The organism is Rhizobium sp. Leaf384 (assembly GCF_001424065.1).
In the GTDB taxonomy this organism is placed as follows: Bacteria; Pseudomonadota; Alphaproteobacteria; order Rhizobiales; family Rhizobiaceae; genus Ferranicluibacter.
Genome location: NZ_LMQE01000001.1, coordinates 1,177,356 through 1,191,688 on the forward strand (window position 1 = coordinate 1,177,356; position 14,333 = coordinate 1,191,688).

General features: G+C 62.2%; 12 protein-coding genes. All 12 read right to left on the bottom strand.

The window, feature by feature from the left end; all coding sequences use genetic code 11:
* Window positions 1–14: 14 nt before the first annotated feature.
* On the bottom strand, window positions 15–1,112 hold the full coding sequence (locus ASG25_RS05390; protein WP_062470249.1) for a flagellar hook-associated family protein: 1,098 nt from the start codon (window positions 1,110–1,112) through the stop codon (window positions 15–17).
* 1 nt (window position 1,113) lies between these two features.
* Window positions 1,114–2,580: a flagellar hook-associated protein FlgK gene (gene flgK / locus ASG25_RS05395; RefSeq protein ID WP_062470252.1), complete on the bottom strand. Its 1,467-nt coding sequence runs from the start codon at window positions 2,578–2,580 to the stop codon at window positions 1,114–1,116.
* Window positions 2,581–2,603: 23 nt separating this feature from the next.
* Window positions 2,604–3,806: a flagellar hook protein FlgE gene (locus tag ASG25_RS05400; RefSeq protein WP_062470255.1), complete on the bottom strand. Its 1,203-nt coding sequence runs from the start codon at window positions 3,804–3,806 to the stop codon at window positions 2,604–2,606.
* Between the two features lie 231 nt (window positions 3,807–4,037).
* Entirely contained in the window at window positions 4,038–4,709 is a 672-nt protein-coding gene (locus ASG25_RS05405; RefSeq protein ID WP_062470258.1) for a winged helix-turn-helix domain-containing protein, read from the bottom strand.
* A gap of 293 nt (window positions 4,710–5,002) precedes the next feature.
* Window positions 5,003–5,623: a transglycosylase SLT domain-containing protein gene (locus ASG25_RS05410; RefSeq protein WP_082475588.1), complete on the bottom strand. Its 621-nt coding sequence runs from the start codon at window positions 5,621–5,623 to the stop codon at window positions 5,003–5,005.
* Window positions 5,541–7,328, bottom strand: a complete 1,788-nt coding sequence (locus ASG25_RS05415; protein WP_062470262.1) for a flagellar hook-length control protein FliK — start codon at window positions 7,326–7,328, stop codon at window positions 5,541–5,543. The genes ASG25_RS05410 and ASG25_RS05415 overlap by 83 nt, the downstream gene beginning before the upstream one ends.
* 1 nt (window position 7,329) lies before the next feature.
* Entirely contained in the window at window positions 7,330–8,667 is a 1,338-nt protein-coding gene (motC, locus tag ASG25_RS05420) for a chemotaxis protein MotC (protein WP_062470265.1), read from the bottom strand.
* A complete protein-coding gene (locus ASG25_RS05425; protein WP_062470269.1) occupies window positions 8,664–9,860 on the bottom strand; it encodes a flagellar motor protein MotB in 1,197 nt (398 codons plus the stop codon). Before ASG25_RS05425 ends, motC begins: the two co-directional genes overlap by 4 nt.
* A complete protein-coding gene (locus ASG25_RS05430) occupies window positions 9,857–10,510 on the bottom strand; it encodes a hypothetical protein (RefSeq protein WP_062470272.1) in 654 nt (217 codons plus the stop codon). The genes ASG25_RS05425 and ASG25_RS05430 overlap by 4 nt, the downstream gene beginning before the upstream one ends.
* 455 nt (window positions 10,511–10,965) lie before the next feature.
* Complete coding sequence (locus ASG25_RS05435; RefSeq protein ID WP_062470275.1) at window positions 10,966–11,934, bottom strand: flagellin; 969 nt, start codon at window positions 11,932–11,934, stop codon at window positions 10,966–10,968.
* Window positions 11,935–12,232: 298 nt separating this feature from the next.
* Window positions 12,233–13,144, bottom strand: coding sequence for a flagellin (locus tag ASG25_RS05440; protein ID WP_062470278.1), 912 nt, complete (start codon window positions 13,142–13,144; stop codon window positions 12,233–12,235).
* A 257-nt stretch (window positions 13,145–13,401) separates the two neighbouring features.
* Window positions 13,402–14,313: a flagellin gene (locus ASG25_RS05445; RefSeq protein ID WP_062470283.1), complete on the bottom strand. Its 912-nt coding sequence runs from the start codon at window positions 14,311–14,313 to the stop codon at window positions 13,402–13,404.
* Window positions 14,314–14,333 lie beyond the last annotated feature (20 nt).

The window sequence follows — 14,333 nt, forward strand, 5'->3', positions numbered from 1 at the left end:
TAAGCCTCTTCGCATCAGAGGAAATTGATCAAGCTCAGCTGCTGCATCCGCGACGTGAGTGTGTAGGACGTCTCGATCTGCGTCATCAGGGCCTTCATCCGCGTGGTGGCCTCATAGGGGTCGACCCCTTCGAGATCGCTGACGTGCGTGGTGAGCAGCTTCGTCTGCGAGTCCAGCAGCGTGTTGGCCTTGGTGACGCGCCCCTCGGAGGTGCCCAGATCGCTGCCCATGCTGATCATGCCGGAGATGGCCTGCTGGGTGTAGTTCTGTGCCTTCTGATTGGCGACCAGGCGCGCCTCGCTCGTCAGGTCCGCCGCGATGAGCTCGGACGCCAGGACGGAGGCGAGCACCATCTTGCGCACGCCGGCCTCGTTGGCATTGGTGTTCGACGACACGACCTCGGAGCCGGAAATGCGGCTCTGGACGTTGTTGTCCGATGCCTTCGACCAGTCCGTCCGCCACTGATCGGGAACGGCCTTTTCGCCGGCACTGGTGTCGCCGACATAGAGAGGCACGATCTTGCGATCGATGAAGTCCTGCATCTGCGCCCCCGTCAGATCCTTGAGGGTCGCAACCGGATTGTTGGCCGGATTGCCGTTGTTTTCCAGCTTGTAGCTCTCGAACGCGTCCTTGAAGGTCTGCTGGGCTGCCGCGTTCTCGGCATAGGGGGTCAGCGGACGGGCGTCGGAATTGATACCCGACAGGAGGTACTCGCCGTTCGACTGGGAGTTCGCCGCAACGAAGAATGCATTGAATGTCGAGACGACCGCCGTCTTCGTGTTGCCGAGGCGGGACATGTCTTCCACGCCCATGGCGCCGACCAGGGTCGTGTTCATTTCCTCGCCGGCCTTACGCATGGATTCGACGGCCAACTGGGACGTCGACAGGCGCTGGGTCACGAGAGCATTGGTGTCCTTGATATTGGTCAGACGCTGCAGCTCATCCTTGAGGCTGACCAGACGCGAAGCACTGGAACCGAGCGATGCGCCGGGATCGGCGTGGATGCCGGTCGTTGCCTCCTGCTGAAGCTTCACGACGTCCTGCTGGCCGCGCTGGACGCTGAGCCGCATGGCGTTTTGAACCGCCAGGTTGGAAATGAATGACGTCTTCATCTTATCTCACCATGTCCAGCAGGGATTTGAGCATTTCGTCCACGGTGGTCATCAGCTTTGCCGACGCCTTGTAGGACTGCTCGAGGTCGAGCATGAGCGACAGCTCCTCGTCGAGACTGACACCGGTCTCGTTGCTGAGTGTCTGCGAGGTCTGGGCCAGCATGGCGCTCTTGGTCTCGTCGGCCGAGGTTGCCGCCTTGCGCAGCTGCTCGATCCAGCCGATCGAGCTCGAGGAATACGACATGAGCGTTGCGGTGCTGCCGATATCGGCGGTTACGTCGAAGGCCTGCGGCTTTCCCATTTCCTCGATAAGGCCGTTGAGGCGACCGGTATAGGCCGCGACATTCGCCGTATTGTAGGTGTAGTTCGTCGAGGTCGACGTGTTGTTGAACCCGCCATCGCGCAACAGCATCGGATTGTTTTCGATCGCCGTGTTGAGCTTGATGCGTGCGGCGAGCCCGGTCGAGATCTTTTCCGATGCCGGCATGTCGGTGCTGTCGCCGTCGAGGAAGAGTCCCGGCAATCCGGGTTCGCGGTTCTCCACGGGGATTGTCTGGTCGGTTTCGCGGAAGGCGACGATCAGTCCGCGCGCGATTTCGTCGAGCTGATTCTGCATCATCGGCGCGACATCGTCGCGAAGCTGGAACAGAGCCGCCAGACTGCCCTGCGCCGTCGTGTTTCCGCCCTTGCCGGGCTTCAGCTTTTCACTGTCGACCTCGACGTGAAACGGCGGAGACGCGCTGCCGTCCTTGCCGACAAGTTCCACCTTCCGTGCTGATGTTTCAAACAGCACGCTCCCGTCGCTCGTGTAGATGACGGTATCCATGCTGGCGCGGGTGGTGGTCGAGATCCCGACGATGTCGGCGATCGACTTCAGGAGCGAGTCCCGCTTGTCGAGCGCGTCGCCCGCATCCTTGCCGTTCGCGATCAGAGAGACGACGGCATTGTTGGTCTTTTCGAAAGCCGCCAGGTAGTCGTTGAGCTGGCCGACCTGCTCGCTGATTTCCTTGTCCGTTGTCGCCTTGACCTCTTCGATGACCCTCGATGCGGAGTTCAGGGAGTTTGCAACGTCCCGTGCTTCCGAAACGGCGGATCTGGCAATGGTGATGCTGCTCGGAGACGCGGCAAGCGTCTGAAGGCTGCTGCGGAAGGAGGTCATGTAGGTCGCCGGCGCGGTCGGATAATCCGCGCCGCCGAAGGCAGACTGAATCTGCTGCAGGCCGTAGAGCAGTCTCGACTGACCCGAATTGTCCGAGATGCTGGCGATGTTCTGCTTGAACAGCGCCTCGTTCTGGGCTCGCTGCACCTTGAGGAAGGGCTGGCCGTCGGTGTCTACACCCATCATGGCGAGACGACGCGCGTAGTCGGCATTGCCGACATTCGCGATGTTCTGCGATACGACGGCCGTCTGCTTGCCCGTATTGCTGAAGATCGTCTGAGCCGTGGTGATGGCGGAAGCGAGAGACATGACGGAGTCCGTCCTTTTCTAGATCAGCGCTTGAGGTTGACCAGGACGTCCAGAAGGTCTGCACCTGTCTGGAACACCTTGGAATTGGCGGTGTAGCTGCGCTGGGATTCGATCATCGACGTCAGTTCGTCGGCGATATCGACGTTGGAGCTTTCGAGAGCGTTGGTCTGGATCCCGCCGAACTGGCCCGTTCCCGCATAGCCGAGCGACACTTCGCCGGACGCGGAACCCGCCAGATAGACGTTGCCGGCCTGCGGCTCGAGATTGTTGATGCTCTGGACCGATGCGAGCGCGAGGCGGTAGCGCGGATCCAGATCGTTGTTGGCGTATCGGACGTAGACGATGCCTTCGTCGTCGATCTCGAAGCCGGCGACGGCGCTCGGCGCATTGCCGTTCTTCGTCCCGGGCACCGGCGTGAAGGTGGCCCCGAGCTGCGTCGTGTTGGACATGTCGATCTCGATCGATTCCAGCGTGGCGCCCGCAACGGGCAGCGACGTCGTCGTCAGCGTCAGCGGCGTCGAGGTCAGCGTGCCCTTGTCATCGAACGTCATGGCCGCCGTTCCGATCTGCGTGCCGCTGGCGCGGTCCGTCACATCGGCGCGCCACGTGTTGGTGGCCGTCTTGGTATAGGCGATGTCGAGGAGCCGCGTGTTGCCCTGCGTGTCGAAGACCTGGATGGAGGTTTTTGCTGCGGGAGCATTGTCGACCGTCCGCATGTCGAGGTTGGCGCCGAAAGCGACCTTCGTCGTCCCCGTCGCCACGAGGCCGCCTGCCTGGAGATTGATGTTCGTCAGTCCGCCGAAACCGTTCGCAACGGCGGTCGGCGCTTTGCCGTTCTCGTAGGCATAGCCCTGAAGGCTGTAGCCGGCCGCATTGACCAGATTGCCCTTGTCGTCCTTGGTGAAGGCGCCGGCGCGGGTCATGAAGGACTTACCAGCAGCATCGGAAACGACGAAGAAACCTTCGCCCTTAATGCGCATGTCGGAGCCGGAGGTCGTGGAGGTCGTTGCGCCCTCATCGTCGATGCTGCGGCGGATCTTCGTCTCGACGCCGCCCGAATTGTAGCTGCCACCCGTGGTCGGCAGGATCAGCGAGGAGAATTCCGTCGAGCTGCGCTTGTAGCCGGTGGTGCTGGCATTCGCGATGTTCTCCGCGACGGTGCTCAAGCGGTTGGCCTGGGCGTTCATGCCGGATCCGCCGGTCCGCATCATTCCGTAGAGACTCATGTCCGATCCTCGTTTCGTTCGTCCTGCAGACACTAGGAAGCAAGCCTTGCGTGAACCTGTTCAGGCTGTCCGCCCGGGCGGTCGAGCGACAGATTGCGTCTACTTTCTTTTAATGAAACCAAGAGCTTGAAACGGAAAGGGAGCCATGGCGTCTCCCGATTGCGAACCCTCGTCGTTCGCTTTCGAAAGACCCCATGGCTCCCATTGGAAACCGGGGCAGACGGTGGAGGCTCAGCTCCAGTCGATGCAGTAACCCAGGAAGCGCTTGCTATCGATTGGATCGAAGCCGAGCTTCTTGCGCAGCTTCTTGCGCAGCTTGCTGATGTGGCTTTCCACGACGTTCTCTTCGACGTCCTCGTCGAAGATGCCATAGATCGCGTTGAAGATCTGCGACTTGGAGACGCGACGGCCGCGGTTTGCGACCAGATATTCCAGGATGCGACGCTCGCGGCGCGGCAGGGCGAAGGTGTCGCCTTCGATTTCGGGATCGCGGCCGTCGGAGAAGACGCGGATCGCACCGATATCGGTGTAGTTCGAGAGGGACTTCAGGCGGCGGCGGATCGCAGCAGCACGGGCCAGAATTTCACGCGGATGGACCGGCTTGCGCACGACATCGTCGACACCGCAGTCGAAGAAGGCAAGCGTGGCTTCCAGCGACGGGGTGTCGCTGATGGCGATGACCGGTGCCGTGGAACGATCGCGGATGGCTCGGGGAAGGGTCATCGCCCGTTCACCCTGACCGATCAGGAAGGCTTCGACAGCGTCAATATCACTGTCGGCGGCGGTGGAAACCCAGTCGCCGAATTCCTTGGGATCAAACCCGGTGGAGGGTACGCCTTCCCGTCCGAAGAGAGAAGTATACCCGTCTTTTACAAGTTCACGTTCATCAACCACTACGATCATTCGTCCGCTCCGAATCAGTATGGTGTTTTCCAATACGTCATTGGTACGAATCGTGGCGCCTCGTCACAATTAGAGGGTTTTGGTGGGTAGAAATGGTACTAGCTGCGGGGTCTTGAGCCGATTTGATCAATATGTAGTGGTTCATTTCGATACAGCATCTATAAATCCTGTGGAAAGGTTAACGCGTGTTAATGAAGCCCATTGCACGCGCCGCAATTCCGTCAAAAAATTTTCGCCCAGCCACTGCAAGAAGTGAGGGATTTAAAATCGCATAGGTTGTCATGGTCGGCGTCTTATTGACAAAAGGACGCAGCGTTCGGAGTCCAGTTTCCGTAGCCTGTCGCAACCAGATTGGCGATCACCCGACAGACATATTGCTTCTGTGCCGGATCATTGTTGGGCCCGGCATGGTACCGGGCGACGGCCATGGTCCAGGTCTCGTGTCGCGCATGCAGGTTTGCCAGGAAGCGGGCTGCATATTCGACGTTTGCACGCGGGTCGAGCATGGCCTCGGGCGACGCGAAATTCTCCCCGTGGAACCGATAATTGATCTGCATGCAGCCGAGGTCGATCAGCCTTGCTCCCTCCGCCCTTGCGGCTTCGAACCGCTGCAGGACCTCGGCCGCGCTCGACGCAAAGACCGCCTTGCCGTCGATGTTCATGGCATAGGGCTGCAGCGATCCCTTGCGGCCCGTCTCGGTCAGCCCCACCGAGTAGAGAATGCCCTCGGGGATGCCGTATCTGGCCGCTGCGGCGATGATCTGTCTCTCGCACAAGCCCGAACCCGACCCGACACTGGATCCAGGGGCGGCGTCCGCCGAGATCGGAGCGCTAGAAGTAAAGCTCGTCAGAAGAGCCAGGCTGAGCCGTCGCAGACGCTTCGCGAAGGGTATCCTGTCTCGTCCGCCCGTCATCCGCATTCCGCTGTCCTGCGCCATTTCGGCCTTCTCCGCCATTGCCGGCCGCAAGGCCGCTCTGGGTGTCCCGTCCGTTGTGCGACGGCTGCTGCTGATTGCCTTGCGGCTGGGAGGAGCCGTCATTTCCGCCTGCGCTGTCGGAGCCCGTGAAGATCACGTTGACCTGATCGACCTGGAAGCCCTGCGCGCGGAGCGCCTTGATCATCGCGTCCTGATCGTCGCTCAGCTGGCGGTAGGCCTCGCCGGTCCGGACACGGAGATCGATCTGCAGCTCGTCGTCGCGAAGCCGCAGCGTCGCGGTGACGAGGCCAAGGTCGATCGGATGCATCTGGATCTTGAGGGTGTTCACGACCTTGCCGGTCCCGCCCTGGGCTCCCGAAAGGCCTGTATTGGCTTGCAGCGACTGCGTCGCGTCACCATTGCCGGTGATGGCCGCGGCCACGGCCTGGGCATTCGCCGTCATGGGCAGCGCATTGCCGAGCGTCGGGGCGATGCCGAGATAGCGCCGGGCGTCCAGCACGGTCACGGTCTCAGCCTTGGAAGCGGCCTGCTCGCCCGCCGCTGCGGGCAATGTCCGCTCCGCGTCCGGTCGAAGCGTCATCGGCACGACCTTGCCATCTGCACGCGCGAAGCGGAACACCTGGTCGGTGCCTTCGGTCGACGTCGGCATGCCCGATGGCGGCGCGTCCGTGGCCGGCATCGGCAGATTGGTCCGGGTGCCCGCAAGCTTCGCGCTCCGCGTCCCGGTCTCGGCGGCCACGGGTTCGTCTCGAGCAGGTGCATCCTGGGCGGTGGCTGCCTTTACCGGACCGAGAATGGCCATCAGGCTGCGAAGATCGGCATCCGGCGACGGTGCCGCAGCCGCGGCAATCGCGGCCGGGTCCGTTGCGTCGGGTTGCGTCTCTTTCAGGGGGCGCTCCTCTGCGCCCTGCACCTTTGCCTCGTGAAGCATCCGCGCATCGACGGCCGCGGGCGCATCGACATCCTCTTCCGACGATGTGGCCGTCAACGCGGCCCCGGTCGACGGCATTCCGCCGGACTTTGCCTCCGCGGCTCGGACCGCCGACAGCGCCGCGGCCGGCAGCTGGAACCTCGACGGGCGGAGGGTCTCATCGACCGCGATCGACGGCATGGCATGGGAAGCTGCTGACCCGTCTCGCGTGGTCGCGTGCGTCGCCTGCAAGCTATCCACGCTTGCGGCGGGATCCGCCGCTGGTGATCCCTCGGGGACGCCTTCAAGAACGATCTGGCCGCTTGCGCGCGCTGCAAGCTCCGCCGCGGTCTTGCCACCGCTCAAGGGCTCGACGCCTGCCTTCGCACCGCCGTCGGCCTTGATCGCCTTCAGGGCCAGCGTGGCGGACAGCGTGGCCGTTGCCGAGAGCCTCGCCGGCGACCCGGGCGCGGTTCCGAGAGCGGTGTGGGCACTTTTCTCATCGGCCGCTGCGGTCGACGCTCCTGCGCGCGGCTCTTTCCGGATCCCGGTGTTTTCGGCCGATGTCACGGGCTCGGATCTCTCCAGCGGATCGGCGGCCTGAGTGCTAGGCGCGTCCGTTGCTGCCTCGGCCTCCCGCCCATGCTTCAGATCGGCAAATGTCTTGCGAAAAGCGGCGCCACCTTCGGCATCGTCGTGCCGGTTCTTGACGGTGGAAACGCTGGCACGGGCCGTCCTGGCTGCCGGCAGCGCTTCATCAAGCGAATTCATCCTACTTATCCTCCCGAAGCAGAGCGTCGATCTCGCCCAGCTTGTTCTTTCCGCTCGTCAGAAATGTCGCCAGCGCCGGGTCGGCAGCCGCGGCTTCCGAGGCTGCGGCCGTCTCAGCCGCCGGCTTTTCCGCCATCTGCGATGGGGCTGGTGCCGCAGGCGCTGCGAAAGGGCTGTCCTTGCTGCCGGATCCCGAAAGGGCTTCGGGAGACAATGTCTGTAAGGGTTGTGTATCAGTGTGAGCTTGTGCTGAACTGGCGACCGGCGTTTCCACGGGCGCAACAGGCGCACGCAGGACCTCCCGCGCGACCGCCTGCGCGGCTTCCCTCAGGCTGCGGTCGCGCGCCGAGAGTTCGACATCGGGAATGGACTCGATGTCCTTGACGGCCTCGAGAATGCCGGTCGTCGGGACATCCACGAGGTTCGAGTAGAAGCTCGCGAGGGCGTTGGGCTCGGCATCCCCCGGTGCTGACAGTGCGGCGGCCCGCTCGGACGCGAGTTTCGTCAAGGGCTTCAGCCCTGCAATCGCGGCGTTGCGCGCGAGACGCAGGAAGACCTCGCGCTGGCGGGGCTTGTCCATGAAGGACAGGATCTCCTCGATCCTGTCGCGTGTCGCATCGCCGTAGCTCGCCACCGCAAGCTCCACGAACGTATCGGCGAACTGCCCCGCATAGGGCGATGTCATGAACCGACGCGTATAGGCGAGCGAATAGCGCAATGCCTCGTCGACCTTGCCCGCATGCGTGGTGATCGTCAGCGACCGCCGGAGCGCGGCCTCCTCGATATTCGTGCCCGGCGCGACCAGACGGGCCCAGTCGTATGCCTTCACGGCCTTGCGCGGATCCTGCTGGGCGACCGCATTGCCATAGACCAGGAAGAGGTAGGGGCCGATCGGCGCGTTCTTGTATTCCTCGATCGTCTTCGACAGCGTTTCCACGATCAGACCGCCCTTGCCGTTCAGATAGTGGCCAAGAGAGTCCGTGATGCGGTTGTCGAAATTGCCGTCGATGTCGCGGCTGGCGAGATAGGCGAGCGTCTTCGGATTGCCGCCGCTCATCGCATAGATCAAGGCCGCATCGACATTGCGCGGATCGGCAAAGACACTGCGATCGGCGGCCATCAGCCGCTTGTCGATGGCCCCCAGCATGAACTGCTGCATGTCGGCAGACGACAGATCGCCATGGACGATGCTGTCCTGCACGTGCTGGAGCGAGCGGATCATCTTGTAGGGCGGAAGATTTTCATCCTTCTCCCCGGCTGCCTGGGCGTGCGACAGCAGCGCCAGCCAGGCGACCGATGCGCACGCGCCGATGGCGAGGGAACGGAGGGCCTTGATCATGGCTCGGCCTGGTTTGTCTGGATGAGAATCTCGATGCGCCGGTTGGCAGCGGCATTCGGATCGTTGGGAACCTGCAGGCGGCGATCGGCAAAGCCGCTGATCTGGCTGACGCGGTCTTCGGCAAGGCCGCCATGGATCAGCATGTAATAGGCGCTCTGCGCCCGATCGGACGAAAGGCGCCAATTGTCATAGCCGCCGGACTTGTACTGCCGCCCGTCGGTATGACCGCGGATGGCGATCGCGCCGGGGCGGGCCGAGAGCAGCTTGCCGATCTTTTCCATGGCGAGAACGGTCTCGCGCTGTGGAACGGCGGAGCCGAGGCCGAACATCGGGGTATCGCTCTGCTCGCTGATCGAGACGAGCAGGCCACCCTCCGTCGGCGTTACCAGAAGACCTTCGGCAAGCTTGCCGGCTGCGCCCCCGATTTCCTTCTCGATCGCCTGTTTGAGTTCGGTCGCCGCCTTGGTTTCGGCCACAGAGGGCGCGGGGTTCGGCGTCGCCGGGTCGTTTGCGGCGACCTTGGCATCGCCCTTGGCCTCGCTCTTGCCGTCTCCGACATTCTCTGCCGCGCCGTTGCCGGACTTGTCGCCGGTCGTCGACCCCGCCTTGCTCACCTTTTCCAGCTCGACCTGCTTGGCCCAGAAATCCGGATCGAACGGGTCACGATAGGCTTCGCCGCCGGAGGCGCCGGTGGACGGCCCCGAGGTGGAGGCCCCGCCATCGCCCTTGGAGCTGATATTGGCTTCGCGTCCGACCTCGTTGGCGATTTCGGAGAGGACGGAATAGGGATTCTCGAAGAAGTCGGCGTCGGAATACTTCGTTTCCTCGCCGGAGGTCGCAGACTCGTCCTCTCCGGATTTCGCCGACCCGCCGCTTTTCGGCTGGCTGCCATCGACCTGGGACCGCGCCTGCGTTTCTTCGCCCTTGGCGTCCTTGGCCGGCTGCTTGACGCCCTTTTCCGACGGTTCCTGCTGCGTCAGCTGGACCGGGTTGAAATAGGAGGCAATGGCGGCCTTCGTCTTCGGGTTGGATGCGTTGATGAGCCACATGACCAGAAAGAAGGCCATCATGGCGGTCATGAAGTCGGCATAGGCAATCTTCCAGGCGCCGCCGTGATGACCGCCATGCGCGGCCGCGTGCCGCTTGATGATGATGATTTCGTTCTTGCCGTGATGGCTGTTGCTCTCGCTCATGCTATCACTTTCCGCACGGTGTCAGCCCAGGCCGACAGCCGGGTCATCAGGATCGAATCGCCGAATTCGGCGGAGAGGTCGATGTCGTCGGTCTCGACATGCCGGAAGGTCACCTCCGTGCCCGAGAGGCGCGTCTCGAGCGCCTCGAACATCCGGGCCGGCCCGCGCACCGTGATCTTCACGGCTTCGCCATCGATGGAATGGCGGATGGCGGCGGCGAGCGATTCCACGGCCTTGTCGGCCAATGTTTCCTGCAGGATCGGCGCAAGAACCTGGGCGGTCTGCTCGCAGATCATGCCGGCAAGCAGAGAGCCGATTTCGCTGAAGCGTTGATGGATCATGGCGGCGGCCTGGTTTTCCAGCCGCTCGCGGATGGCTTCGCACTCGGCCTCATGCTCGGCGCGCAGGGCGGCGATCTCGGCCTGATGGCGGGCGCGCATCTCCATTTCGGCATGCTCGCGGCCGCGTCCATAGGCGCTCTGCCGTTCCGCCTCGATATCGATGACCGGCTCCGGGGGTGCCTTGACCAGAGGGCGCGTGTCCCGCGAGATCGGCTCTTCGATCTCCGGAAAATAGGTCTTGGGCACGCGCGTCAGGTCCACCTTCGGCGTGCTGAAATCCTTGAGATATCGGGAAAGCGGGGCCGTCATCGTTGCGTCTCCGGCATCGCGCGTCTCGCATCGAGGACCAGCGGTTTGCGGGCGGGGGACAACAGGCTTTCGGGGCCGAAACAACGGGTCATGGGCACGTCCGACCGTCTCCTTCTGGGCCCGTGCCATTCTGGCGGAGCCCGGACATCTCGTTGAGCAGACAGGCGGAACGATATCCGGAAGGCTGCAAGCGGCAGTGCAAGGACAGAATGCACCGGCGACCCGTCCCGCGATCTGCGGGATCTTCTGTCCGAGGGAGCGCCCAAGAAAAAGGCGCGCGCCGGAGACGGGGCTGCGAGAAGAGACTAGCGGGTCAAACTTGTGCGAGGGTTGAAGGGTGTTGGACCGCGTTCGGGCAATAACGCGGTCCAACCGATCCACCGAAGCCGATGACCGCGGCTCCGGCGAATGACGGCCCCGCCCCTGCCGATGGCAGGTACGAGGCTTGTCTCGACTTACTGCTGGAAGAGACGCAGGATGTTTTCGGAATTGGTGTTGGCGATGGAGAGCGACTGAACGCCGAGCTGCTGCTGCGTCTGCAGCGCCTTGAGGCGGGTCGATTCCTCGTTCATGTCGGCATCCACAAGGCGGCCGACGCCCTTGTCGATCACGTCGATCAGATTGGCGACGAAGCCTTCCTGGAGATCGATGCGCTTGGTGATGGCGCCGAGCGTGGAGGCCGCATCCGTCAGGCTGGACAGGATTGTGTTCACGGCGGACAGCATGCCGGCGATCTGCTGCGGCGTCGTCGCCTGCGAGAGCTCGATCACTGCGCCGGATGCATTCGTGCCGCCCTGTGCATTGATCAGATGGTAATCGACCGGAGTGGTGCCGCCTGCCCCATCGGGCTGAGCAACCGTGATGTCCTTGGTCAGCTGGCCACGCGCCGGGTTCTGAAGGTCGATCATGATCGAGGTCGACGTATCATAATCCAGCGTCGTCACGGAAACGGACCCGTCCGACGAGCGGTTGAAGGATCCGACGATCGACTTGACGCCGACAGCGGGCGCGCCTGAGTTGTAGAGCCAGTTCTCGCCGGAGAAGGAGGCCGACTGTGCCGCGGCGGCGAGCTGGTTCTTCAGCTCGGTCAGTTCCTTGTTGATCTTGGACTTGTCGACGCCCGGCTCGCTGGCGGCAACCAGCTTGGACTGGATCTCCGTGATGACCTGGATCGAGGAGTCCATGGCGGAATAGGACGTGTCGACCTTGGCGGCGCCCAGCCCGAGCGCGTCCTGGACCGTGGAAAGTGCCATGTTGTCGGACCGCATGGTCGTGGCGATCGACCAGTAAGCGGCGTTGTCGGACGCCGTTTCCACGCGGTAGCCCGAGGAGACGCGCGCCTGCGTTTCTTCCATGGCGGTATTGATCGTGCGAAGCGTCTGCAGCGCAGCCATCGCTGCGCCGTTGGTCATGATGCTGGTCATTGGGGTTCACCCTTTTTTGGAAGATCGAAAGCATGCGGCCGTTGGCCACCGACGACGAAGGAGCGTCATGCACCTGCCCGATTTACCCGATCGGCAGCGCTTCGTCTTAAGGATGATTTAATCGTGTTATGGTTAACAAAGATTTAAAAGCCGCACTTGCCCGTCAATCTTTATGAACAAATATAAATCAGTCTTATCAATGATTTAATTGGCAATGCCGAACAAAAAAAGACCGCCTCTTGCGAGACGGCCTTTTCCGTGGCGGCAGCGTGTGTCCTGCCGCTTGTTCCAGACGCTCTTAACGGAAGAGCGACAGGATGTTTTCGGAGTTGGAGTTGGCGATCGAGAGCGACTGGACGCCCAGCTGCTGCTGCGTCTGCAGAGCCTTGAGGCGGGTCGATTCCTCGTTCATGTCGGCATCCACCAGGCGGCCGATGCCCTTTTCGAAGGACGAGCTGAGATCCTTGACAAAGTCAGCCTGCATGTCGATGCGCTTGTTGAGGGCACCGAGGTCGGCACCGGCGTCGGTCATGGTCTGCAGAACGCCATCGACGCCCGAAATAGCGGCGGAAAGCAGTGCGGGCGTCATGGCGGAGATATCCAGGGTCAGAACGCTCATGTTGGTCAGGCCAGCCAGATCCGTGGTCAGCTTTCCAGCGGTACCGCCTGTTGCGGGATTGCCGCTTACGTCAACTTCGATCAGCATGCTCTTCGTCGTATCGAAATCCAGCGTCGTCAGGCTGACGGCGTTCGAGGAATCGCGGTTGAAGCCGCCGACGATGTTCTTCGGGGCACCAACCGTACCCTGAACCCAGTTTTCGCCCGAGAAAGAAGCCGACTTGGCAATCGAGACCAACTGGTTCTGGAGTTCGTCGATTTCCTTCTGAACCTTGCCCTTGTCGACACCCGGCTCGCTGGCGGCAACCAGCTTTGCCTTGATTTCGTCAACGACCTTGATCGAGGAGTCCATAGCGGTGTAGGCGACGTCGGTCTTGGCAGCGCCGAGGCCGAGGGCGTCCTGGACCGTGCCGAGCGCCTTGTTGTCCGACTTCATGGTCGTTGCGATCGACCAGTAGGCGGCATTATCTGCGGCGACGCCGACCTTGAGGCCCGAGGACACGCGGCCCTGGGTGGTTTCCATGTCGGCACCGATCTGGCGCAACGTGGAGAGTGCCGCCATTGCGGAAGAATTCGTCAGAATGCTCGTCATCGTAATCTGCCCCTCTTGAACAGGAAAAATGGAAGGGACATTCCGGCCCTTACCGGGAGACAGCGGCCAGCTTCATGCCTGCTAACGTGTTAATTCTCTTGGTTAACCCGCTGTCTCGATAACCATAGAAAACACCATCAGAGTTAAAGAACAGCTAAGGCCGTCAAACATTTTGGAACGAACGAAAAAAGGCCGCGTCTCTTGCGAGACGCGGCCTTTCGTAGGTGTCGTTCGTGCGGGCCGGAGCCCTTCGCGTCTTAACGGAAGAGCGACAGGATGTTCTGCGAGTCCGAGTTGGCGATCGAGAGCGACTGGATGCCGAGCTGCTGCTGCGTCTGCAGAGCCTTGAGGCGGGTCGACTCTTCGTTCATGTCGGCGTCGACGAGACGGCCGATGCCCTTGGTGAAGGAAGCGCTGAGGTCGCTGACGAAATCGGTCTGGAGGCCGATACGCTTGTTGAGGGCACCGAGGTCGGCACCGGCGTCCGTCATTCCCTGAAGGACCGTGTCGACGCCGGAGATGGCGGTGGCGAGATCGGTATTGCTCATCGTCGAGATGTCAAGGTTCAGAACCGTCTTGCCGGTCATGTTCGTGCCGGTGAGGTCGGTCGTGAGCTTTCCGCCGGTTACAACTGCACCCGTGTTGTCGACGGCGATCAGAAGGCTCTTGTTCGTATCGAAATCGAGTGTCGTCAGGCTGACGGCATTGCTGGAGTCACGGTTGAAACCGCCAACCACGTTCTTGACCGCACCGCCCGCTGCGCCCTGAACCCAGTTTTCACCGGAGAACGAAGCAGATTTTGCGATCGACTTCAGCTGGTTCTGGAGTTCCGAAATGTCCTTCTGAACCTTGGCCTTGTCCACGCCCGGCTCGCTGGCGGCAACCAGCTTGGACTTGATTTCATCGACAACCTTGATGGAGGCGTCCATCGCCGTGTAGGCGACGTCTGTCTTTGCGGCGCCGAGGCCGAGGGCGTCCTGGACCGTTGCCAGTGCCTTGTTGTCCGACTTCATGGTCGTGGAGATCGACCAGTATGCAGCGTTGTCGGAAGCCGAGCCGACCTTGAGGCCGGAGGAGATGCGCGACTGGGTCGTCTCCATGTCGTTGCTGATCGTGCGCAGCGTGGAGAGTGCCGCCATTGCGGAAACGTTGGTGTTGATGCTTGACATTTAGACTGTCCCTCTAAGGT

Excerpts from the sequence above, each read along its gene's own strand:
- ASG25_RS05435 (WP_062470275.1), bottom strand. The coding sequence starts at position 11,934 with ATGACCAGCATCATGACCAACGGCGCAGCGATGGCTGCGCTGCAGACG.
- ASG25_RS05440 (WP_062470278.1), bottom strand. The coding sequence starts at position 13,144 with ATGACGAGCATTCTGACGAATTCTTCCGCAATGGCGGCACTCTCCACG.
- ASG25_RS05415 (WP_062470262.1), bottom strand. The coding sequence starts at position 7,328 with ATGAATTCGCTTGATGAAGCGCTGCCGGCAGCCAGGACGGCCCGTGCC.
- ASG25_RS05410 (WP_082475588.1), bottom strand. The coding sequence starts at position 5,623 with ATGACGGGCGGACGAGACAGGATACCCTTCGCGAAGCGTCTGCGACGG.
- ASG25_RS05405 (WP_062470258.1), bottom strand. The coding sequence starts at position 4,709 with ATGATCGTAGTGGTTGATGAACGTGAACTTGTAAAAGACGGGTATACT.
- ASG25_RS05390 (WP_062470249.1), bottom strand. The coding sequence starts at position 1,112 with ATGAAGACGTCATTCATTTCCAACCTGGCGGTTCAAAACGCCATGCGG.
- motC (WP_062470265.1), bottom strand. The coding sequence starts at position 8,667 with ATGATCAAGGCCCTCCGTTCCCTCGCCATCGGCGCGTGCGCATCGGTC.
- ASG25_RS05445 (WP_062470283.1), bottom strand. The coding sequence starts at position 14,313 with ATGTCAAGCATCAACACCAACGTTTCCGCAATGGCGGCACTCTCCACG.
- flgK (WP_062470252.1), bottom strand. The coding sequence starts at position 2,580 with ATGTCTCTCGCTTCCGCCATCACCACGGCTCAGACGATCTTCAGCAAT.
- ASG25_RS05400 (WP_062470255.1), bottom strand. The coding sequence starts at position 3,806 with ATGAGTCTCTACGGAATGATGCGGACCGGCGGATCCGGCATGAACGCC.
- ASG25_RS05430 (WP_062470272.1), bottom strand. The coding sequence starts at position 10,510 with ATGACGGCCCCGCTTTCCCGATATCTCAAGGATTTCAGCACGCCGAAG.
- ASG25_RS05425 (WP_062470269.1), bottom strand. The coding sequence starts at position 9,860 with ATGAGCGAGAGCAACAGCCATCACGGCAAGAACGAAATCATCATCATC.